General features: G+C 65.2%; 15 protein-coding genes and 1 tRNA gene. 15 read left to right on the forward strand and 1 reads right to left on the reverse strand.

Translation table 11 applies throughout. The features are described 5' to 3' along the window. The first annotated feature begins 53 nt into the window (after positions 1–53). The 10 genes from EAH84_RS08620 to EAH84_RS08665 all read left to right on the forward strand — a co-directional run bounded on the left by EAH84_RS08620 (position 54) and on the right by EAH84_RS08665 (position 17465). Positions 54–2189 (forward strand): autotransporter assembly complex protein TamA, encoded by a 2136-nt coding sequence (locus EAH84_RS08620; RefSeq protein WP_140870645.1) that lies wholly within the window; start codon positions 54–56, stop codon positions 2187–2189. Continuing rightward, on the forward strand, positions 2189–6424 hold the full coding sequence (locus EAH84_RS08625; RefSeq protein WP_140870648.1) for a translocation/assembly module TamB domain-containing protein: 4236 nt from the start codon (positions 2189–2191) through the stop codon (positions 6422–6424). Before EAH84_RS08620 ends, EAH84_RS08625 begins: the two co-directional genes overlap by 1 nt. Before the next feature lie 62 nt (positions 6425–6486). Continuing rightward, on the forward strand, positions 6487–7980 hold the full coding sequence (locus tag EAH84_RS08630; protein ID WP_170209852.1) for a flavin-containing monooxygenase: 1494 nt from the start codon (positions 6487–6489) through the stop codon (positions 7978–7980). A gap of 44 nt (positions 7981–8024) precedes the next feature. Beyond that, positions 8025–8654, forward strand: a complete 630-nt coding sequence (locus tag EAH84_RS08635; RefSeq protein WP_140870650.1) for a CerR family C-terminal domain-containing protein — start codon at positions 8025–8027, stop codon at positions 8652–8654. Further along, positions 8651–9862, forward strand: a complete 1212-nt coding sequence (locus EAH84_RS08640; RefSeq protein WP_140870653.1) for an HlyD family secretion protein — start codon at positions 8651–8653, stop codon at positions 9860–9862. Before EAH84_RS08635 ends, EAH84_RS08640 begins: the two co-directional genes overlap by 4 nt. Further along, entirely contained in the window at positions 9862–11460 is a 1599-nt protein-coding gene (locus tag EAH84_RS08645) for a DHA2 family efflux MFS transporter permease subunit (protein WP_140870655.1), read from the forward strand. Before EAH84_RS08640 ends, EAH84_RS08645 begins: the two co-directional genes overlap by 1 nt. Then, positions 11460–12947, forward strand: a complete 1488-nt coding sequence (locus EAH84_RS08650; RefSeq protein ID WP_140870658.1) for an efflux transporter outer membrane subunit — start codon at positions 11460–11462, stop codon at positions 12945–12947. Before EAH84_RS08645 ends, EAH84_RS08650 begins: the two co-directional genes overlap by 1 nt. A gap of 303 nt (positions 12948–13250) precedes the next feature. Continuing rightward, a complete protein-coding gene (locus EAH84_RS08655) occupies positions 13251–14558 on the forward strand; it encodes an EAL domain-containing protein (protein ID WP_241656519.1) in 1308 nt (435 codons plus the stop codon). A 50-nt stretch (positions 14559–14608) separates the two neighbouring features. Continuing rightward, positions 14609–17008: an ATP-binding protein gene (locus tag EAH84_RS08660; protein WP_161978369.1), complete on the forward strand. Its 2400-nt coding sequence runs from the start codon at positions 14609–14611 to the stop codon at positions 17006–17008. Positions 17009–17075: 67 nt separating this feature from the next. Then, complete coding sequence (locus EAH84_RS08665; protein WP_140870663.1) at positions 17076–17465, forward strand: response regulator; 390 nt, start codon at positions 17076–17078, stop codon at positions 17463–17465. Here the strand turns inward: EAH84_RS08665 and EAH84_RS08670 are convergent. After that, positions 17462–18301, reverse strand: coding sequence for a methyltransferase domain-containing protein (locus tag EAH84_RS08670; protein ID WP_140870666.1), 840 nt, complete (start codon positions 18299–18301; stop codon positions 17462–17464). The two genes, EAH84_RS08665 and EAH84_RS08670, sit on opposite strands and share 4 nt — an antisense overlap. On the opposite strand from EAH84_RS08670, the gene EAH84_RS08675 reads away from it, so the two are divergent. The 5 genes from EAH84_RS08675 (at position 18300) to EAH84_RS08695 (ending at position 20775) form a co-directional block, all read left to right on the forward strand. Next, the gene (locus EAH84_RS08675) at positions 18300–19076 is read left to right on the forward strand and encodes a ComF family protein (RefSeq protein WP_241656520.1); all 777 of its coding nucleotides are present in this window, start codon (positions 18300–18302) and stop codon (positions 19074–19076) included. The two genes, EAH84_RS08670 and EAH84_RS08675, sit on opposite strands and share 2 nt — an antisense overlap. 31 nt (positions 19077–19107) lie before the next feature. Further along, entirely contained in the window at positions 19108–19365 is a 258-nt protein-coding gene (gene grxC / locus EAH84_RS08680; RefSeq protein WP_140870668.1) for a glutaredoxin 3, read from the forward strand. After that, entirely contained in the window at positions 19362–20183 is an 822-nt protein-coding gene (locus EAH84_RS08685; protein WP_140870670.1) for a carbon-nitrogen hydrolase family protein, read from the forward strand. Before grxC ends, EAH84_RS08685 begins: the two co-directional genes overlap by 4 nt. Continuing rightward, positions 20180–20611, forward strand: a complete 432-nt coding sequence (locus EAH84_RS08690; protein ID WP_140870673.1) for a DUF1178 family protein — start codon at positions 20180–20182, stop codon at positions 20609–20611. The genes EAH84_RS08685 and EAH84_RS08690 overlap by 4 nt, the downstream gene beginning before the upstream one ends. 90 nt (positions 20612–20701) lie before the next feature. Further along, positions 20702–20775 (forward strand) — tRNA-Arg (locus EAH84_RS08695). Positions 20776–21181: the final 406 nt, after the last annotated feature.

Raw genomic sequence — 21181 nt, forward strand, 5'->3', positions numbered from 1 at the left:
GAAGGGCAAGCGTTCGTGTGAGAGTTTCGACGGGTCGTTCATACTGGCTTGCGATGGCGCTGGTCGCCGCCTCTCCCGCCGCCGCGCAGATCGCCCAGCCGGGGAGCGCGCCTGGGAAAGGGCCGGATTCGCCGAAGCCGGCTGCCACGCCGACCCCCAGCGCAAGTGATACCGAGCAGGCGCAGCCCGACCCGAACAAGCCGATCATCCCCGAATCCGACTTCGACGCCGCGCTGCCTCCGCTGTCGGACGACATCAACGCACCGCTGGAGGCGATGCCGGTCGAGGCGGCTGCGCCCGCCGCCCAGGCCACGACAATTCCGCCGATCACCGGCGACGCGCTGCCCGCCGCGGCGGCGGAGAATCCCGAGCTTACCGCGCCGCTGACCCCGATCGGCAGTTTCGATACGCAGCCGCTTCAATCCGCAACGGACGTCAAGGACAAGGATCTTCCCCAGATCCGTTACGATACGACGCTGGTCGGGCTCGAAGACCTGGGGTTGGATTCGCAGTTCAATTCGCTGTCGGCGCTGAAGGATGGCGGCGGCAAGGCGGCGAACGCGACCCAGGTCCAGGCGCGCGCCAAGGAGGACGAGGCGCTCGCGGTCCGGCTGATGAAGAGCCTGGGCTATTACGACGGCACCGCGATTTCGACGATCGAAGCCGAACCCGGGGATGGTGGACGGATCAAGGCAACGGTCAGCGCGACGCCGGGGCCGCTCTACACGCTGTCGTCGATCACGGTGAAGGCCGATCCGGTCGTTCCCGCTAACCTTGTCACCCACAACCTGCCGCTCCGAGTCGGCGACCCGATCGAGGCGGCGCGGATCCAGGGCGCGGAAGCGAACGTCGCGCTGGTGCTGCCGCAACAAGGCTACCCGTTCGTCAAGGTCGGTGATCGCGATATTTTGCTCGACGATGTGTCGGCCAGGGCGACGGGAGCGTACACGCTGCCCGTCGACACCGGGCCGCGATCGACGTTCGGGCAGTTGGTGACGACCGGCGATCCGGTGTTCGGGGTCGAACACCTCAACGTTTTTCCGCGGTTCGATCAGGGCGACCTGTACGATGCGCGGCTGACCGATGATGTGCGCGAAGCGCTGGTGGCGACGGGGCTGTTCTCCAGCGTCTCGGTCGAGCCGCAGCGGACCGGGCGCCCCGGCCCCGACGGCACTGAGCAGGTCGATTTGCTGGTCCGGCAGGTCAAAGGGCCGGCACGGACGCTCGCAGGGCAGGGGGGCTACTCGACGGGGCAGGGAATCAAGCTGGAAGGGTCGTGGACCCACCGCAACCTGTTCCCGCCCGAGGGCGCGCTGATCGGGACGATCGTCGCGGGTACCAACGAACAGGGTCTGTCGGGCACGTTCCGGCGCTCCAACGCCGGGCGGCGCGACCGGACCTTCACCGCGCTAGCATCGGCCAATCATTCGAACTTCGACGCGTTCAATGCCTTCACCGGCACGTTGTCCGCGCGCTGGAGCTATGATTCGACGCCGATTTGGCAGAAGAAGTTCACCTACTATTATGGCGGCGAACTCGTCGGTACCAACGAGACGGTCTATGATTTCGCGGCGGGCGAGCGGCGGCGCAGGAATTACGGGATCGTCGCGGTACCGGGGCAGATCGAGTTCGACCGGTCCGACAGCCTGCTCAACCCGACCAAGGGCTATCGGCTGAAGCTGAATGTCAGCCCAGAAGCGTCGGTGTCGGGCGGGGTCCATCCCTATGTGCGCACGATGATCGAAGGCACCTATTACTACAGGCTGTCGCCGAGCCTGGTGTTCGCGGGACGGGCGCGGGCCGGATCGATCCAGGGCATCGCACGCGACGATCTGGCGCCATCGCGGCGCTATTACGGCGGCGGCGGCGGATCGGTGCGCGGCTATGGCTATCAGCGATTGGGGCCGTTCGATCCCAACGGCGATCCGGTCGGCGGGCGGTCGCTCAACGAATTCGCGCTCGAAGCGCGCTATCGGTTCGGCGATTTTGGAATCGTGCCGTTCGTCGATGCGGGCAACAGCTATGAATCGAGCATTCCGAAGGGCAGCGACCTGAGGTTCGGCGCGGGCATCGGCGGGCGATTCTATACCAATTTCGGGCCGCTGCGGGTCGACATCGCGACCCCGCTCAACAAGCGCCCAGGCGATAGCCGCGTCGCGCTCTACATCGGCATCGGTCAGGCATTCTGATGGCCGACGCGATGCCCGAAGCGCCGCCCGAAAACATTGTGATCGTGCGACGGCCGCTGTGGCAGCGCATCGTCAAATGGATCGGCATTGCGATCCTGGCACTGCTGGTGCTCGCGGCGGTGGTGTTGTTCGGTATCAACACCGATCCGGGGCGGCGCTTCGTCGCCAACCAGATCGGCGGCTACAAGACCGCATCGGGCCTCACCATCACGGTCGGGCGGATCGACGGATCGCTGTACGGCGCGATGGTGTTGAGCGACGTGCGCGTGTCGGATCCCAAGGGCGTGTTCCTGACCAGCCCGAAGATGGCGGTCGACTGGCGACCGTTCGCATTCACGAAGAATCATGTCGATGTCCGGTCGCTGTCGACCGACCTCGTCACCCTGCAGCGTCGCCCGCAACTGATTGCGCAGCCGAGCGATCCCAACGCCCCGCTGCTCCCCGATCTCGACATCGACGTGACCAAGCTGCACGTCGGTCGACTGGTGCTCGAAGCGCCGGTGACGGGGCAGAAGCACATCATCCGGATCGATGGTTCGGTCCACATCGCCGACCGGCGCGCGCAACTCGTCACCGATGCCGAGGCGCTGCGCGGGGCGGGGGTATCGGGCGGCGATACGCTGAAGCTGATCCTCGATGCGGTACCCGACCAGAATAAGCTGAACATCAAGGCGCGCGTGTTCGCGCCGGTGGGCGGCGTGCTGGGATCGATGGCTTCGCTGAAAGCGCCGTTGACCGCGAGCTTCGATGGCCAGGGCAGCTGGAAATCCTGGTCGGGCAAGGCGCTGGCAACGCTCGGCGGGCAGTCGCTCGCCGATCTGGGCGTCACCGCGCGCGACGGGCATATCGAAATTCGCGGCTATACGCGTCCGGGCCTTTATCTGGCGGGGCCGGTCGAACGGCTGACCTCGCCGCGGCTCGAAGTCGCGATCGACACGACGCTGGAGCAACGCAAGGCCGATACCCGGATCAAGTTGCGTTCGTCGGCGTTGATGGTCGACGCGGGTGGGTTGATCGATCTCGCCAACAACCAGTTCGGCAATTTCGCGGTCGATGCGAAGCTGCTGACCCCCGGCGCGATTGCGCCCAACGTGAACGGTCGCGACGTGCTGGCGCGCATCGTTCTCAACGGTGCGTTCGCGACCCCGACGGTCGATTACAAAATCCGCGCCGCGCATCTTGGGTTCGGCACGATGGGGGTCGACAACCTCTACGCCGAGGGACTGGCGCGGGTGAACAGCGACCGCATCCTGGTGCCGGTCAACGCGCGGGCGCGCCGGGTGACCGGACTCAACGCCGCGGTCGGCGGGCTCGCCAACAACGTCATCATCAACGGCGATTTCGCGATCTCGATGCCGAACATCCTGTCGGATAATCTGCGCATCCGTTCGGACAAGATCGATGCGACCGCGATCGTCGTCGCGAACACCGCGACCGGCCGCTACACCGGCGCGCTGAAGGGACGGGTCAACAACTACCGGATCGACAGTATCGGGATCATCGACCTTCAGACCGACGCCAAGCTGGTGCCGGGGAAGAATGGCGGGTTCGGGATCACCGGGCACGTCGTCGCGACCACCAAAAAGCTGTTCAACAGCGGCGCGCGCAATTTCCTGGGCGGCAACGCGGTCGTGCGGTCGGACATCGGCTACAGCCCTGACGGCATCGTCACCTTCCGCAACCTGCGGCTCAACGCGCCGCTGTTCCGCGTCACCCGCGGTGAAGGCCGGTTCGATCCGGCGACCGGTAGCGTGCTGGTTGACGCCGAGGCGTACTCGACCCTCTATGGCCCATTGACCGCGCGCGTCACCGGGACCGCGACCGCCCCCGTCGTGGTGCTCCACGCGGCGCGGCCGGGAGTCGGAATCGGGCTGGTCGACCTCACCGCGCGGATCGTCGGGCGGGGCGGCTCCTACGCGGTCAACGCGACCGGCGGGACCGACTATGGTCCGTTCAGCGCCGACGCGCTGGTGACGCCGGGCGCGCAATTGACGGTCGATGTCCGCAAGCTGCTGTTTGCGGGGATCACCGCGAACGGGCGGATCGTCCAGACCGCGGCGGGGCCGTTCGCGGGCGCGCTGCAGTTCGCGGGTCGCGGGATCAACGGCAGTGTCGCGCTCGCCAACCAGGGCGGCTACCAGCGCGCCGACGTCAAGGCGCGCGCGTATAACGCGACCGTGCCGGGCTATGCCGATTTCACGATCGGGCGTGCGATCGTCGATGCCAGCGTCGTGTTGATACCGAGCGCACCGCAGGTGGTCGCCGATATCCAACTCGCCGACACCCGCTACAACAGCCTGGTGATCCAGACCGCACGTGCGAAGGTAAACTATGTCGGCGGGCACGGCACCGCGCAGGCGCTGCTGACCGGATCGTCGGGCGTGCCGCTGCGCGTCGCGATCAACGCGAAGCTGTCGCCGAACGATTATCTGGTTGCGGCGCAGGGCCAGGCGAACGGGATCAATTTCCGCACCGCCAACCCTGCGCGAATCACCGCGAAGGGGGGCGGGTATCAGCTGCTGCCGACGCGGCTCGACTTCGGGACCGGATCGAACGCGGGGTCGGCGCGGGTCGCGGGCTCCTACGGCGGCGGCGTCACCGCGGCGCAGGTGCGGCTCGACAAGTTCGACCTGTCGATCCTGTCGGCCTTCTCGCCGGGGCTCGGGCTGTCGGGACAAACCACGGGCAGCCTCGACTATCGCCAAGCCGGGTCGGCGATTCCCAATGCCGACGCGCGGCTGAAGATCAAGGATTTCCGCCGCACCGGGCTCGCCGCGGTGTCCGAAGCGGTTGACGTCAACTTCGTCGGCAAGCTGCTACCCGATGGCGGCCAGGCGCGCGCGCTGGTCAAGCGTGGCACGACGACGGTCGGGCGGCTGGTCGCGAACCTGACCCCGTTGCCGCCGGGCGCGGGATCATGGACGACGCGGCTGCTGAACGCGCCACTGTCGGGCGGCATCCGCTATAATGGGCCGTCGGCGACGCTGTTCAGCCTTGCGGCCTTGCCCAACCAGCAATTGTCGGGGCCGATCGCGGTCGCGGCGGATTTCTCGGGCCGGGTATCCGCGCCGCAGCTCACCGGGCTGATCCGGGCCGACAATCTGACCTATGACAACGAAACCTATGGGACCCGCCTCAGCCAGATGAAAATCGCGGCGCGGTTCACCAACGATCGTCTGGTGCTCAATTCGCTGACCGCGCGCGCCGGCGACGGCACCGTTCAGGCGCAGGGTAGCGTCGGGCTGGCGGCGGACAGCGGGTTCCCGGTCGATGTCACCGCCAAGCTCGACCATGCCCAACTCGCCAAGAGCGACGCGCTGTCGGCGACCACGAGCGGGACGATCCACCTGACCAACGGCAAGAACGGCGCGCTGATCCAGGGTGACCTCGTTATCCCGAACGCGCGCTATGAGATCATCCGCCAGGGTCAGGCCGAGGTGGCAGAATTGACTGGGGTCCGCCGCAAGAGCGAAATCCGGATCGCGCGGCCCACCGATCGCCCGGTCGCGAAGCCGGTCAGCGTCATCAATCTCGACCTGCGCGTGCGCGCCGAAGACCAGCTGTTCGTGTCGGGCATGGGACTCGAATCGGAATGGGGCATGGACCTCAAGATCGGCGGCACTGCGACCGCGCCGGTGATTACTGGTGGGCTCGACCTGGTGCGCGGCACGTATTCGTTCGCGGGCAAGCGGTTCGAGGTCACTCGTGGAACGATCCGTTTCCGCGGCGGAGCATTGACCGATCCCGACATCAACATCCAGGCATCGACCACGACGGGCGGCATTACCGCCACCATCGTCATCACCGGCACCGGCCAGCGACCGCAGATCGCGTTCACCTCGACCCCGACGCTGCCGCAGGACGAGGTGCTCAGCCGCTTGTTGTTCGGGACCGACCCATCGAACCTGTCCGCGACCGAGGCGATCCAGCTTGCCGCCGCGCTCAATTCGCTGCGCGGGTCGGGCGGGGGGCTCAACCCACTCGGCAAGCTGCGCTCGGCGACCGGATTCGATCGCCTCCGCATTCTCGGCGCCGATCAGGCCACGGGGCGCGGTACCAGCCTGGCAGCGGGCAAATATCTGACCGACGACATCTATGTCGAGATCATCACCGACGCCAAGGGGATGACCGCGACGCAGATCGAGATCGCGCTGACGAAGGCGCTTAGCCTGTTGTCGTCGACCAGCTCGTTTGGCGGATCGAGCGCCAGCCTGCGCTATTCGAAAGACTATTGAGATCGGCTATGATAGGTTCGTTTTAGCAACCGATCGAAACAGGTTGCACCAAGGAGAGCGACGTGGCCGAGCATTTCGACGTGGTGGTGGTGGGCGCCGGGATTTCGGGCATCGGCACCGGGTATCATCTCCAGGATAAATGCCCCGAGCGAAGCTACGTCATCCTCGAAGGCCGCGACGCGATGGGGGGGACGTGGGACCTGTTCCGCTATCCCGGGATCCGATCCGATTCGGACATGCACACGCTCGGCTTCGCGTTTCATCCGTGGACCCGCGCCAAGTCGATCGCCGACGGCCCCTCGATCCGCGACTATGTCAACGAAACCGCGAAGGCCTATGGGATCGACCGCCACATCCGCTACGGTCACCACGTCAAGACCGCGTCGTGGTCGACCGCAGAAGCGCGCTGGACGGTGACCGCTACCGATGGCGATGGCGAGCGGGTCGCGTTCACTTGCAATTTCCTGACGATGTGTTCGGGCTATTATAATTACGCGAAAGGCCACACCCCCGAATTCAGCGGGCTCGAGGATTTCGCCGGGCGGATCGTCCATCCCCAGTTCTGGCCCGAAGACCTGGATTACGCGGGCAAGCGCGTCGTCGTCATCGGCAGCGGTGCGACCGCGGTGACACTGGTGCCCGAATTGGCGAAGGGTGGGGCGCAGGTGACGATGCTCCAACGCTCGCCAACCTATGTCGTCTCGCGGCCGGGCGAGGATAAGGTCGCTAACTGGCTGCGATCCAAGCTCCCCGACAAGCTCGCCTATGGCATCACGCGGTGGAAGAATGTGTTGTTCGGAATGTTCTTCTACAACATGGCGCGCAAGAAGCCCGAACGCACCAAGGAGCGGTTGCTGGGCATGGTGCGCGAGCATCTCAGCCCCGATTACGACATTGCGACGCATTTTACGCCGCGCTACAACCCGTGGGACCAGCGCTTGTGCCTCGTCCCCGACGCTGACCTGTTCGATGCGATCAACGCGGGAACCGCGACCATCGTCACCGACACGATCGATCGGTTCGTCCCCGAAGGGATCAGACTGCTGTCGGGGCAGACGATCCCCGCCGACCTGATCGTGACGGCGACCGGCCTGGATCTTCAGTTGATGAGCGGGGTCGAATTCTCGATCGACGGCGCGCCCGTCGATCTGTCGCAGGCGCTGCAATATAAGGGGATGATGTTCTCCGACGTGCCGAACCTCACCTACACGTTCGGCTACACCAACGCCTCGTGGACGCTAAAGGCGGATCTGGTCGCGACCTATGTCTGCCGTCTCCTCAACACGATGAAGCGCCGCGGGATGCGACAGGCGACCCCGCATAACGACGATCCGACGATGGAAATCGAACCGTTCGTCAATTTCTCGTCGGGCTATATCCAGCGCGCCGCGGATCGGCTGCCCAAACAGGGCACCAAGAAGCCGTGGCGGCTCAACCAGAATTACGCGCTCGACGTGTTGGCGCTGAGGTTTGGATCGGTCGACGACAGCATGACGTTTTCGAATCCGGTCGGCGCGCGTATCGCCGAACGCGCACGAGAAACACTCGACGCCTGAGCGTGCGGCTTGCGCAGTTCGTTCGATCGAACTAAACGCAGGGGATGACGCAGGAACGGCTTCTCGACATCGCGATTCGCGAATTCGGCCTTAAGGGTCTCGAGGGTGCGAGCACCCGGGGCATCGCGGCGGCGGCGGGCACCGCGATGTCATCGATCACCTATCATTACGGCAGCAAGGAAGCGCTGTATCTGGCTGCCGCGGATCATATCGCGGCCATGATGGCGGACGAGATGATGCCCGCGCTGGCGCTCTGCGATCCCGCCGACCGTTGCGACGCTGGTGAGGCGCGGGCGGGGATTCACGCGATCGTCGCGCGGCTCGCGGCGAAGATGGCGAGCGAATCGAGCGCCAACTGGGCGCTCTTCATCCTGCGCGAACAGATGAACCCCAGCGAAGCGTTCGACCGCATCTACGCGGGCATGATGGGGAAGGTGATGGTGCGCATCGCCGAGCTGATCGCGATCGTGACGCGATGTGCGCCGTCGGTTGCGCGGTTAACGACGGTGACGATGCTGGGGCAGGTGCTCGCGATTCGCGCGTCGCGCGCGTCGATCCTGCGGCTGTTGGCGATCCCGGCGCTCGATGCTGCCAATGCCGATGCGTTGGCCCGACGGATTCACGACAATATCGACGCCATTCTAGACAGCATGACCGCGCAGGAGCCGCAATGAGCGACCATGACACGCCCGACGACGCCGAGCGCCCCGCCGCCGCCGATGAGCATCGTCACTCGAAGGATCGCGGCGCAGCTCGCGCGTCCGACAAGGATCGGGACGATAACGCGCAGGACGACGAGAATGACGCCGATGACGACGATGGGAAGAAGGCGAAGAAGCCGTCGCTGTTCAAGAAGCCGTTGTTCTGGATCATCCTGATCATCGTCGTCGCGGCGGCGGTGATCGGCGGCACGCTTTATTACCTCCACGCGCGGCAGTATGAATCGACCGACGATGCGTTCGTCGATGCGCATATCGTCCGGATTTCGGCCCAGAACGCCGGGCAGTTGATCCAAGTCGCCGATCTCGACAATCGCCATGTCGATGCCGGGCGGGTGCTGGCGGTGATCCAGCCGACCGGGCCGCAGGCGCAATTGGCCGAAGCGCAGGCCAACGTCGCGCAGGCGCAGGCACAGGTCGAGCAGGCGCGGGCGCAGGTGGCCGCCGCGCAGGCGAGCCGCGCGCAAGCGGCGGCGCAAGCCAGGGTGCCGCTCGCCGCTGCGGTGAAGGCTGAGCAGGATCTGGCGCGCTATCGCGCGCTCGAGCGGATCGACGCCAATGCGATCGCGGGGCAGCAACTCGATCAGGCGCGTGCGAACGCCCGATCGACCGCCGCCGATGCCGCCGCCGCGCGCCGCCAGGTCGATACCGCAGGTGCGCAGGTGACCGTCGCGGCCCGGCAGGTGAAGGCGGCGCAGTCGGTGGTCGATGCGCGCAAGGCGGCGGTTGCCCAAGCCAACGTGACGCTCGGTAACCTCCGGCTCACCGCGCCGGTAGCGGGACAGGTGGTCAATCGGCAGGTTAATCTAGGGTCGTATGTGGCGCCGGGCACCCAGCTGATGGCGATCGTTCCCGACCGGATGTGGGTGACCGCCAATTTCAAGGAAACCCAGCTGGCGCTGATGCGGATCGGGCAACCCGTCGATATCCAGGTCGACGCCTATCCCGGGGTCGACTTCAAGGGGCATATCGATTCGATCCAGCGCGGCGCGGGGCAGGCGTTCGCGTTGCTGCCCCCGCAGAATGCGACCGGCAATTATGTGAAGGTCGTCCAGCGCGTACCGGTGCGGATCGTGTTCGACCGGACCAAAAACGGCCCCGATCCGCTGCGCTATCCGATCGGGCCGGGCATGTCGGTCGTCCCCACCGTCAAGGTGCGCTGATGCCATCCGCCGTCGCGCAGGACGGCTGGAGCCCGTCGCGATCGGCGGCGGGGGGGTACAGCCCGTGGCTGATCGTCGCGATCATCTCGATCCCGACCTTTATGGAGGTGCTCGACACCTCGATCGCCAACGTCGCGCTCGATCATATCGCGGGCGGGCTGTCGATTTCGGGCGATCAGGCGACGTGGGTGCTGACGAGCTATCTGGTCGCCAATGCGATCGTGATTCCGATTTCGGGCTGGCTGTCCGACGCGATCGGGCGGAAGCGCTATTTCCTGTTCTCGATCGCGCTGTTCACGCTATCGTCGCTGCTCTGCGGGCTGTCGCCGAACCTCACGACGCTGGTGATCGCGCGGATATTGCAGGGCATCGGCGGCGGAGGGCTGGCCCCGGTCGAGCAATCGATCCTGGCCGATACCTTTCCCCCCAAGCAGCGCGGGATGGCGTTCGCCGCGTTCGCGATCGTCGTCGTGGTGGGGCCGGTGCTTGGGCCGACGCTGGGCGGCTACATCACCGAATATGCCAGTTGGCATTGGGTGTTCCTGATCAACGTGCCGGTCGGGATCGCGGCCTGGTTTGCGGTCGAATTCTTCGTCGACGAACCCCAGCAGGTCCGGAAGGATCGCGCGAAGAAGTTTAAGAACGGGCGGATCCGGATCGATTATATCGGGGTGATTCTGGTCGCGCTGGGGCTGGGGTTCCTCGAGATCACCTTCGACCGGGGTCAGCGCGAGGACTGGTTCGCGAGCCCGCTGATCCTGGCCAGCGCGATCATCTCGGTGACGTCGCTCATCGCGCTGATCCTGTGGGAGTTGAACCACGACGACCCGGTCATCGACCTCCGGCTCCTCAAGAACCGGAATTTCTCGCTGACTCTGGTAGTGATGGGCATCACGGGGATGATCCTGTTCGGGACGACGCAGTTGATCCCGCAGATGTTGCAGCAGGTGCTCGGCTACAGCTCGCTCGATGCGGGGCTCGCGCTGACCGCGGGGGGGCTCGCGACGCTGGTCGCGGTGCCGTTCGCGGGAAGATTGAGCGGGAAGGTCGACGTGCGGTTCCTGCTGCTGCCCGCGCTGCTGGTCCAGGCGGCGGCGCTGTGGAATATGGCGAACCTCAACGCCAATATCAGCTTCGTCGATGCGGCGACCGCGCGGCTGTATCAGGCGATGGCGTTGCCGTTCCTGTTCGTGCCGATCAATGCGATCGCGTATGTCGGGCTGAAGCAGACCCAAACCGCGCAGGCATCGTCGTTGCTCAACGTCGCACGCAACCTGGGGGGCACGCTCGGTATCTCGATGTCGCAGTTGTTGCTGGCGACCGGGTTGCAGAAGCACCAGTCCGAGCTGGTTCAGGGGCTCAATCCGCTCAACGCCAATTACAACGACTGGCTGTCGAAGGCGTCGGGCGCGTTCGGCGGCGTCGGCGACGGGACCACGCCGTTGGCGGTGCTGTATTCGCAGGTTCAGCGCCAGGCGGCGATGCTGGCGTTCCTCGACGTGTTCCGGACGCTGATGATCGTTGTCATTGTCGTCGCGCCGGTCGTCTTGTTCATGCGACCCGGCAAGCCGGGGAACGCACCCCAAGGAGCCCATTGATGCGCCGCCTGATCGCCCTCATGACCTCGGTCGCACTCGCGGGATGCACCGTCGGCCCCGATTACCATGTGCCTGAGGCCGCTGTTCCCCCTGCGTTCGTCGGGCCTCAGCCGAGCGGCCCCACCATCGATCCCGCGACGTGGTGGACGGTGTTCGGCGATTCGACGCTCGATTCGCTGGTCGCGCGGGCGCTGAAGGACAATCCTGACATCGCGATCGCCGCCACCCGCGTCAGGGAAGCGCGGCTGCAGGAGATCGGCGCGCGCGCCAGCGGCAAGCCGGTCGTCAATGCCGACTCCAACGTCACCCATGTCGAATTTAGCAAGAACGCGGGGTTCGCGTCATTGGCGCGCCAGTTCAGCGGCGGTGGGTCGAGCGGCGCGACGGGATCGGGCAACAGCGGCGGGATCGCGCTACCGGGCAGCGGGATTACGACCTACGCCCTGGGCTTCGACGCGAATTGGGAACTCGACGTGTTCGGCGGCGGGCGGCGCGGGATCGAGAGCGCGTTGGCGCGGACCGTTGCGGCGGAGTGGAACCGCCGCGATGCCGCGGTGATGGTCGCGGCGGAAGTCGCGCAAGCATATTTCGCGCTGCGGCTCGACCAGACTCAGGCGGCGGTGATCGCGCAGGAGCTCGAATCGCAACGCGGCGCGCAGCGAATCGCGGGCGAGGTCGCGCGGGTCGGGCTGGTCCCGTCGATCGATGTGACGCGGCAACGATCGTCGATCACCAGCACCGAGGCGCGGCTCGCGCCGATTCGTGCGGATGTCGCGGTGCGGCGTCACGCGCTCGCGATCCTGCTGGGCGAATCGCCCGCGGCGCTCGATGCCGAACTCGCGCGGCCGCTTCCCACGCTCGCGCCGGTGCCCGCGATTCCAGCGGGGCTGCCGACCGATCTGCTGCGGCGTCGTCCGGATATTCGCGCGGCGGAACGCAATCTCGGGGCGGCGACTGCGGATATCGGGGTCGCGGTGGCCGATCTGTATCCCAAGTTCACGCTGACCGGCCTAGTCCAGCTGATTTCGTCGACGCTCGCGACACTGTTCAGCGGCAACAGCCTGCAACTCACCGGCACCGGCGCTGCGCAATTCCCGCTGGTCGATTGGGGGCGGCGCGGCGCAGCGGTCGATACGCGCAAGGCCCAGCGCGACGAGGCTTACACGCGCTATCGCGCCACGGTGCTCGGCGCGCTGCGCGATGTTGAGGATGCGCTGGCACGGATCGAGGCGGAGCGCGCCCGCCGCACCGCGTTGCTGAGCGCGGTCGGCGATGCGGAGGCCAGCGTCCACGCCATCTCGGCGCAGTACCGAACCGGATTCGTCGCGCAGGATTCGCTGCTCAACGCGGAGGCGCAATTGCTAGCGGCGCGCGAACAGGTCGCAGGAAGCGACGCGCAGCTCCGTCAGCAGACGATCGCGCTGTTTAAGGCGATGGGGGGCGGGTGGTCGGATCAAGGTGATCCGACCATGTTACTCAAGCAATAGTGCGTCGGAACAACAGTTTACATGAAGAGAGCCGGCCCGACTGACGCAATCCCGGCGTGATGGCCGATCCGCATCATGTCGAGCCGACGTGTGGCTTACCAGGGGCGGATATCTTGCCCATGGACGAGCGCTAGAATGAACGCGAGCATGGTTTTCTCCCATTTTTATCACATTTCCTGAGAAATGCAGGTCATAGTTAATGGAATCTTTACCACACTCCAAGTTCGTTAACTATTAATCTGGCGCACCACGGCAGTTATATCGCTTAATCGGTTCTTCAGCTGTCGCGGGTAGAGCGAAGGGATGGCTCTCGACGTGATCCCCGCCGATACGCATCGTCCCGACGATAACGGGAGAATCCCGATCACGCCGCCGTTTCCGCTCTGGCAGTTTCGTGTAATCGGCGAGATTGCCAATTTTGACGGGCTGCGACGGACACTGGGCGTCGACAATGTTAGCCTTTTGATGGACCATGTCGTTGAGCGTCTTAGCGCGCGACATCCTCGTGCGCGCTTCGTCGGGATCGGCCGACGCCAGATCGACATTGCGTTCGATGGAGCGTTCGCTTCCGACTTAGAAAAGGGCACAGCAAGTTTCACGCGCAGCTGCGCGCAACCGTTCGACCTAGATGGCCGCAGCCATCGCGTTGAAATGGTCTTTGGCGGAGCGGCAGCTTCAATGCAGCGCGTCGACGAGATTTTGCTCGTCGAGCAGGCGGAACAAGCGCTTGCCAAGTCGCGCGCCGCCGATCGCGCGGTCGTGCATGAGTTGGGTGCGATAGAAAAAGGGGAAGCAGCGTGGCTCACAGCGGGGTTGCAACGTGCGCTAGACCACGATGAACTGTTCCTGCATTACCAGCCCAAACTAAACGTTCGCCGCCAGGAAATCACGAGTGCGGAAGCGCTGATTAGGTGGCAACACCCCCAACGCGGCGTAATTATGCCGGGCGATTTCATTCCCGCAGCAGAACAATCACGCCTGATCGGGCCGGTGACGCTGTGGACGATTAGGCGTTCGATTGCGGATCAGGCGTCGCTGGCGGCACGCGGGCACGATCTTCGGATATTCATCAACATTTCTGGACAGCTACTGAGCGATGCTTCATTCGTGCGCGCTGCGTGCGAGCTTGTCGCCACCACCGATGCCAAGCTCGGATTTGAAGTTACCGAAACCTCGGTGATCCGCGATCCGCAGAGCGCGATCGCTAATCTCCAGGCTTTTGCGGACTATGGAATCGTGATTTCGATTGATGACTATGGCGCGGGTTTATCGTCGTTAGCGTATCTCAAGCAGCTGCCCGCGCGGGAACTGAAGATCGACCGGCTTTTTGTGACGCAGCTTACCCGTTCGAATCGCGATCCGTTGATCGTGCGGTCGACGATCGATCTGGCCCATGCGCTGGAAATGGAGGTTGTCGCGGAGGGGGTCGAGACTCATGCGGCGATGGCATTGTTGACGGTAATGGGGTGCGACATGATCCAGGGCTTCCTGATCTGCCGCCCGATTGGACTCGATATGCTTGCAGTTTTCCTTAACGAGGATCGTCACGCTGAGCTAAAACCCGATGACGCGACATTCTTCGGCGTAGCGACCGCGACGATCAGACGTTGATGTGCATGACGAGGCCCGCTTACAGAACGAGTGCAGTTACGCTTACCGGATTGTTGCTTATCTGGGCGTCCCCTGCGTTTGCTCAGCGTACTAAGAATTTTGATGAACTGGTCGCCGAAGCGAAATCCGCGATGCAGACAAATCCACGGATAGCGATAACGAAAGCAGCGGCAGCGGAGTACTTGGCGACACAAAAACCTAGAGCGGACGAGCGCGATATTATGATCGCCACTGCTCAGTGGTTGACAGGAGAGGCTCTGCTCAGGCTAGATGAGGAAGATCGCGCGATCCCCTTGCTCGCGCAGGCGCTAAAGGTTGCCGCGGCGCGCCGCCCGGGATCGGTGCTGGAGGCCGATCTGCTGCTCGCCACCGGCGGGGTAGCGACCGAGCGGGGGGAAGTAGCCAAAGCGTTGCTCGACTATCAGGCGGCGCATCGAATATATCGCGCTCGCGCTCAGACACGCAGTCAGGCAAAAGCACTTATCCAAATTGCGATCCTTTATTATGGCGCGAACGATTGGGTTTCTGCGCTGCGCTATTATCGAGAGGCGCTGGATGCGTACGCCGTGGACCCCGGCCTTGCTCTGTCGATCCATAATGGCCGCGGGAACGCGTTAACCGAGCTCCGACGATTCAAGGAGGCACGCGCTGAATTTACGGAAGCCATTAGACTCGCACGTCAAATGAATAGTCCGTTGTTAACTGCTACGGTGCTAAATAATGCGGCTCGCCTAGACCTCCGCATTGGAGATCTCGTTAACGCTGACCTCGCACTATCAGCCAGCTTTCGCGAAACTGGCAATGATGCGCCATCCGAATTCCGCAAACAGCAGCTTGCGCTGGCCGCCCAGGCTGCGTTTCAACATCGGAGCTATTCACGTGCCGAAGGATTGATCGCGCAGAGCTTTGAGGGTGCCGACTTTGCGAAAACTACGCTGGCGGATCGCGATGCGCATGAAACGGCGTTCCGAACCTATCGCGCGCTGCATCGCGAAGACCTCGCGCTCGTGCATTTGCAAGCGTTGAAACGGCTCGATGATGATGCGACCGATCTTGCGCGCTCGACCAGCGCCGCGCTGATGGGCGCGCGGTTCGATTTCGCCAACCAGGCGCTCAAGATCGCCAATCTCAAGGCCGAGGACGCGCAGAAGACCGTCGCGATCGAGCGCACCCGTGCCAGCACGCAGCGCGAGATTTTTCTCGGCGCCGCGACGGCGACGATCATCCTGATCCTGATGCTGCTGTATGCGCTGCGCACCAGTCGTCGCGCCCGCGAAACCGTTCAGGTCGCCAATGACGATCTGGCGGTGACCAACAGCGCGCTCGGCAAGGCGCTCGCCGCCAAGACCGAATTTCTGGCGACTACCAGCCACGAAATCCGTACGCCGCTGAACGGCATCCTGGGCATGACGCAGGTGATGCTGGTCGACCGATCGCTCGACGCCGCCACGCGCGATCGGCTGTCGGTGGTGCAGGAAGCGGGGGTCGCGATGAAGGCACTCGTCGATGATATTCTCGACGTCGCCAAGATGGAGACCGGCAACCTGACGATCGAGCACAATCCGTTCGATCTCAAGGCGACGATCCTGGCGGCCAGCGGCCTGTGGGAAACCCAGGCGCGCGCCAAGGGGCTGGGGTTCGAACGGAACCTCGACGCGTGTCCGACAATGGTGTGCGGCGATGCCGCCCGGGTGCGACAGATTCTGTTCAACCTGTTGTCCAACGCGATCAAATTCACCGCGGACGGCCGGATCGGATTGACGGTCGGTCGGGGTGCCGATGGCCGTTGCCGGTTCGAGGTGACCGACACCGGGATCGGAATCGCGCCCGACAAGATCGACGCGATCTTCGAATCGTTTCGCCAGGCGGACACGAGCACGACCCGGCACTTCGGCGGCACCGGACTGGGCCTGACCATCAGCCGCAACCTCGCGCGCGCGATGGGTGGCGAGGTGTCGGCGCGCAGTGTGGTGGGTGAGGGGACCAGTTTTGCGGTCGATATACCGCTTCCCGACGCCGCCGCGGTCCCGGTGATTGCGGGTGGGTCCGATTCGGATACAATCGATCTCGTGATCGTCGATCGCAACCCGATAGCACGCTCGATGCTCAAGACCATTTTAGCGCCGCACCATCCGTGCGTCGTTGCGGTGGGATCGATCGACGAGGCGATGGTGGTGGCCCAACGCGCCCGGATCGCGAGGCTTCTCGTCGATGGGGCGGGGATGGAGCCTGACGTGCTGACCATTCGGCTGAAGGCGCTGGCCACCGCGACCGGCGCCACCATTGCGCTGCTCTGGCCGGCGGCCGATGAGAGCGCGTTGAGCGGGCTTGATGTGATCGATTCGCAGGCGGTGATCCTGAAGCCGATCGCGGGAAACGCGCTGGTGCAACGAATTACGACACTGGGTGCGCCGGCAGCGCGCACACCGCTTGTGTCAGAAGCGGCATGAGGGCTAGACGCCTGCCGATGCGACCAGGAAAACTGCCTTATCCACGCCTGTATCGGCGATTCCGCCGATGAAGGTTCTCTTCATCGAAGACGATCGGATGAACCGGCGCGTGGTAAAGGACATGCTCGATGTCGCGGGGGCGATGATGATCGAAGCTGAGAGCGCGGAAGTAGGGCTCAAGCTGCTCGACGCGACCGATGTCGACCTGCTGCTCGTCGATCTGCGGATGCCGGGGATGGATGGCATCACCGCGATCCAGCATATCCGCGCGCGGGGCGATGCCAAGGCGAGGCTGCCGGTCATCGTCGTGACCGCCGATACCGCGCCTGATCTGCGCGAACGCTGCCTTGCCGCGGGGGCCGACGACGTGTTGTTCAAGCCCGTCGCGATGGAAGCCTTGTTCGAAGCGATGGGTCGGCTGTTGGCCGGCGACGGCGGCGACGGCGTGATCAGCTAACGCGGCGGCGATGTGAGCGCGTCGGCGAGCGAGGCGGTGGCGCTGCCGCGGCGCGCGGGCTGGGGCTGCGAGGCGTCGGGCGCCCACCCGGTCAGATAGACGATCGCCACCCGCTCGGTCGTGCGCCCGTCGGCGTCGGCCATCGCCGCATAGTCATCGGCGGCGCGCCTCGGCGTTTGGCGGGCCATCGGCTCACGACCCGACAACAGGTTCGTCGCCGCCATTCCGCGAAGGTCGTCGATCGCCGAGTCGAACGAGCGATAGCGGATATCGAGGGTCTCGACATCGGCGACCGGAAGCGCGAACCCGGCGCGGACCAGCAGGTCGCCCGCCGAGCGCACGTCGATCTGCGGGTGGAGCCGTGCGGCGGGTCGGTCGGCTTCCGCGCTGCGCAGCGTGGATCGCAACGCGGGAAGGCTCCCCGCCCCGACGAAGGCACCCAGGAACAGCCCGTCGGGGCGCAACACACGGCGGATCAGCGAAAGCGCGCCGGGCAGATCGTTGACCTGATCGAGCACCCCCGCGCTCACCACGAGGTCGAACGTCGCGTCGCCGAACGGCAGGCAATCTTCGTCGGCTTGCACGCCATGCGCTGCCGCGGCGAAGGCAAAGCCCGCGTCCAGTCGTGCGACGCGGGCGTTGGACGGCGCGAAGGCGGCGTCGAAACAGCCGAGGTCGAGGACCTCGGTGAAGGCGCGCGTCACGCTCGCCAGCCGGTCGACGATCCCCTCGATCATCGCGGCGCGCAGGAAATCATGGTTGGCAAAGATGGGCGCGGCACGGTCGCGGCGGCGGCGGCGCGCGGCACGATCGAAGATGTCGGGGACGGGGGTCATGGCCGCGCTTGTGCCGCGCGGGCTGCCCGCCGACAAGGACCGGGTGCGCCGATTGTCCGACTCGCTCGCCTCGCTGCTGTCGCTCGCGCTGCCCCCGCGCTGCCCGGGCTGCGCGACTCCGGTCGACTGCGATCATCGTTTCTGCGCGACCTGCTGGCAGGGTTTGCATTTCTTGCGACCGCCCTGGTGCGCGCGGTGCAACCGACCGTTCGATTATGATCGCGGCGAGGGGGCGTGGTGCGCGTCTTGCCTCGCCGATCCGCCCCGCGTTGACGGCATCCGCGCTGCGGTCGCCTATGGCGCGGTGGCGCGGCGGCTCGCGCTGAAGCTTAAATATGGCGGACGGATCGGGGTGGCCGACACCATGGCGGCGCTTCTCGCGCCGACTATGGCCGACGGGGCCGATCTGCTCGTGCCGGTGCCGTTGCATCGCTGGCGACTGTGGTCGCGCGCCTTCAACCAGGCGGTGTTGATCGCGCGCGCGCTGTCGCGGCACACCGACGTGCCGGTCGAGATCGGCGCGCTCGTCCGCACTCGACGTACCGCCGTGCTGCGCGGACTCGATCGCCGCCGCCGTCGGCGCGCGGTCGCGGGGGCGTTTCGCGTCGTCGAGCGAAGCCTGGTCGAGGGCCGCGCGATCGTTCTGGTCGACGATGTCTATACCAGCGGCGCCACCGCCGATGCGTGCGCGCGCGTCTTGCTCAAGGCGGGCGCCGCGAGCGTGTCGGTCGCTTGCTGGGCGCGCGTAGTAGGCGATGATCCTGCCGCACATTGACTTCGAACGAGGGAGTGCGCACCTGACAGCGATGGCGAAGATCGAAGTCTACACTAAAGCATTCTGTCCCTATTGCGCGCGCGCGCTGCGGTTGCTCGAGAGCAAGGGCGTCGCGGTCGAGGACCATGATATCACGATGGGCGGCCCCAAGCGGGGCGAGATGCTCGCGCGATCTGGCGGTCGGAGCACCGTGCCGCAGATCTTTATCGACGGTCGCCACATCGGCGGATCGGACGATCTGGCCGCGCTCGAAGCCCGCGGGGGCCTGCAGCCGCTGCTCGACGCATGAAGATCGGCGTCCTGCAGATGACCAGCGGGATCGATCCTGCGGTCAATGCACGGGCGATCGTCAAGGGGATCGCGACCGCCGCCGAGGCAGGCGCCGCGATGATCTTCACCCCCGAAATGTCGGGTCTGCTCGATCGCGATCGCGCGCGTGCGACCGCCTCGATCGTCGACGAAGCTGAGGATGGCGTTCTGGCAGCGGCGCGTAGCGCGGCGGCGGCGCATCGAATCTGGGTCCATCTGGGGTCGCTCGCGATCCGCGGCGACGATGGCCGGTGGGTGAATCGCGGATTCGTGATCGACGATAGCGGTGCCATTCGCGCGCGCTACGACAAGCTCCATCTGTTCGACGTCGATTTGGCGAGCGGCGAAAGCTGGCGCGAATCCGCGGCTTACTCAGCGGGTGCGAGGGCTCAGTTGATCGATACGACCATCGGCGTTTTGGGCTTGTCGATTTGCTACGATCTGCGGTTCGCGGCGCTCTATGCGGCGCTGAGTGCCGCGGGCGCGACCGTGCTCGCGGTCCCCGCGGCGTTCACTCGGCCGACCGGTGCCGCGCACTGGCACGTCATGCTGCGCGCGCGCGCGATCGAATCGGCGAGCTATGTCGTCGCGGCGGCGCAGACCGGGGTCCACGACGATGGCCGCGAAACCTTCGGTCATTCGCTGGTGATCGATCCCTGGGGCGATGTCGTGCTCGACATGGGTGACGAACCCGGCCTCGGTCACGCCAATCTCGATCCCGTACGAATTGCGGAGGTCCGCGCGCGCATCCCGGTGCTCGCGCATCGCCGCGCGATTCCGGCGGTAACGCGGTCATGATCGTGTTCGACCTCCGCTGCGGCGCGGCGCATGTCTTCGAAGCGTGGTTCGCCTCGAGTGCCGCCTATGACGCCCAGCGAAGCGAATCGCGGATCGCCTGTCCGGTCTGTGGCGACACGATGATCGATAAAGCCGTGATGGCGCCTGCGATCGGAGCGAAGAGCAATGGCATGGCCGATCGTCCGCCGGCCGCCGCGATTAAGGCAGCGCTCAAGCACCTTGCCGCGGCACAGGCCCGATCACTGGAAGGATCGCAATGGGTCGGCGATACTTTCGCCAACCGCGCGCGGGCGATGCACGACGGGGATGAACCGGCCGCGCCGATTCACGGCAAGGCGACAGTCGCGGATGCCAAGGCGCTGGTGGACGATGGCGTGCCGATCGCCCCGCTGCCGCTTCCGATCGTTCCGCCCGACACCGCACACTGAAGGCGTTGGTCGGCCGCGTGGGGCCTCCCGTGCAAGCAGCGTCGACGATCTAGACCGATCCTAGTGGGGGCGGTAGGAGGATCGGGCGTCGGCCCCGTAGCTCAGCAGGATAGAGCATCAGATTCCTAATCTGGGGGCCACTGGTTCGAATCCAGTCGGGGTCACGCATGTTTTCCGCCCTTTTTGGCGGAATTGTACCAGGGCAGGGTGAGGCCAAAAACTCTCTTGGCAATCACAGGGCAATCACGCTGATACCGTCAGCTTGTCGAATCGCGCGGCAGCCGCCTTCCACAGATCGATCCCTATTGGGTCATCAGCCAGCTCCGCCGCACCGATTCGCTCGGCAATTTACTTGGGAGCATCGCCGCTGTGCTCGCGCTCGACGTGCAGGGCCAGCGCCCATATGTCCCGATCGTGAGCCATCCGGCCTCATAGCCTCAATCTGACAGTCGTCCGAGCGCTATCCGGAGTTTGATGTCCGTTCGACCCGCACGTTGACGCCCGCGGATCGCGAGACGTACGTATGGCTGACCCGGGGGGAATCCATTATCGTCCTTACACTTCTAGCGA

It is taken from the genome of Sphingomonas oligophenolica (assembly GCF_006438955.1).
Classification (GTDB): Bacteria; Pseudomonadota; Alphaproteobacteria; order Sphingomonadales; family Sphingomonadaceae; genus Sphingomonas; species Sphingomonas oligophenolica_A.

Bases quoted from the DNA above. Each gene is read 5' to 3' on its own strand.
- EAH84_RS08620 (WP_140870645.1), top strand. From the start codon at position 54: ATGGCGCTGGTCGCCGCCTCTCCCGCCGCCGCGCAGATCGCCCAGCCG.
- EAH84_RS08625 (WP_140870648.1), top strand. From the start codon at position 2,189: ATGGCCGACGCGATGCCCGAAGCGCCGCCCGAAAACATTGTGATCGTG.
- EAH84_RS08635 (WP_140870650.1), top strand. From the start codon at position 8,025: ATGACGCAGGAACGGCTTCTCGACATCGCGATTCGCGAATTCGGCCTT.
- EAH84_RS08640 (WP_140870653.1), top strand. From the start codon at position 8,651: ATGAGCGACCATGACACGCCCGACGACGCCGAGCGCCCCGCCGCCGCC.
- EAH84_RS08645 (WP_140870655.1), top strand. From the start codon at position 9,862: ATGCCATCCGCCGTCGCGCAGGACGGCTGGAGCCCGTCGCGATCGGCG.
- EAH84_RS08650 (WP_140870658.1), top strand. From the start codon at position 11,460: ATGCGCCGCCTGATCGCCCTCATGACCTCGGTCGCACTCGCGGGATGC.
- EAH84_RS08655 (WP_241656519.1), top strand. From the start codon at position 13,251: ATGGCTCTCGACGTGATCCCCGCCGATACGCATCGTCCCGACGATAAC.
- EAH84_RS08665 (WP_140870663.1), top strand. From the start codon at position 17,076: ATGAAGGTTCTCTTCATCGAAGACGATCGGATGAACCGGCGCGTGGTA.
- EAH84_RS08675 (WP_241656520.1), top strand. From the start codon at position 18,300: ATGGCCGCGCTTGTGCCGCGCGGGCTGCCCGCCGACAAGGACCGGGTG.
- EAH84_RS08670 (WP_140870666.1), bottom strand. From the start codon at position 18,301: ATGACCCCCGTCCCCGACATCTTCGATCGTGCCGCGCGCCGCCGCCGC.
- grxC (WP_140870668.1), top strand. From the start codon at position 19,108: ATGGCGAAGATCGAAGTCTACACTAAAGCATTCTGTCCCTATTGCGCG.
- EAH84_RS08685 (WP_140870670.1), top strand. From the start codon at position 19,362: ATGAAGATCGGCGTCCTGCAGATGACCAGCGGGATCGATCCTGCGGTC.
- EAH84_RS08690 (WP_140870673.1), top strand. From the start codon at position 20,180: ATGATCGTGTTCGACCTCCGCTGCGGCGCGGCGCATGTCTTCGAAGCG.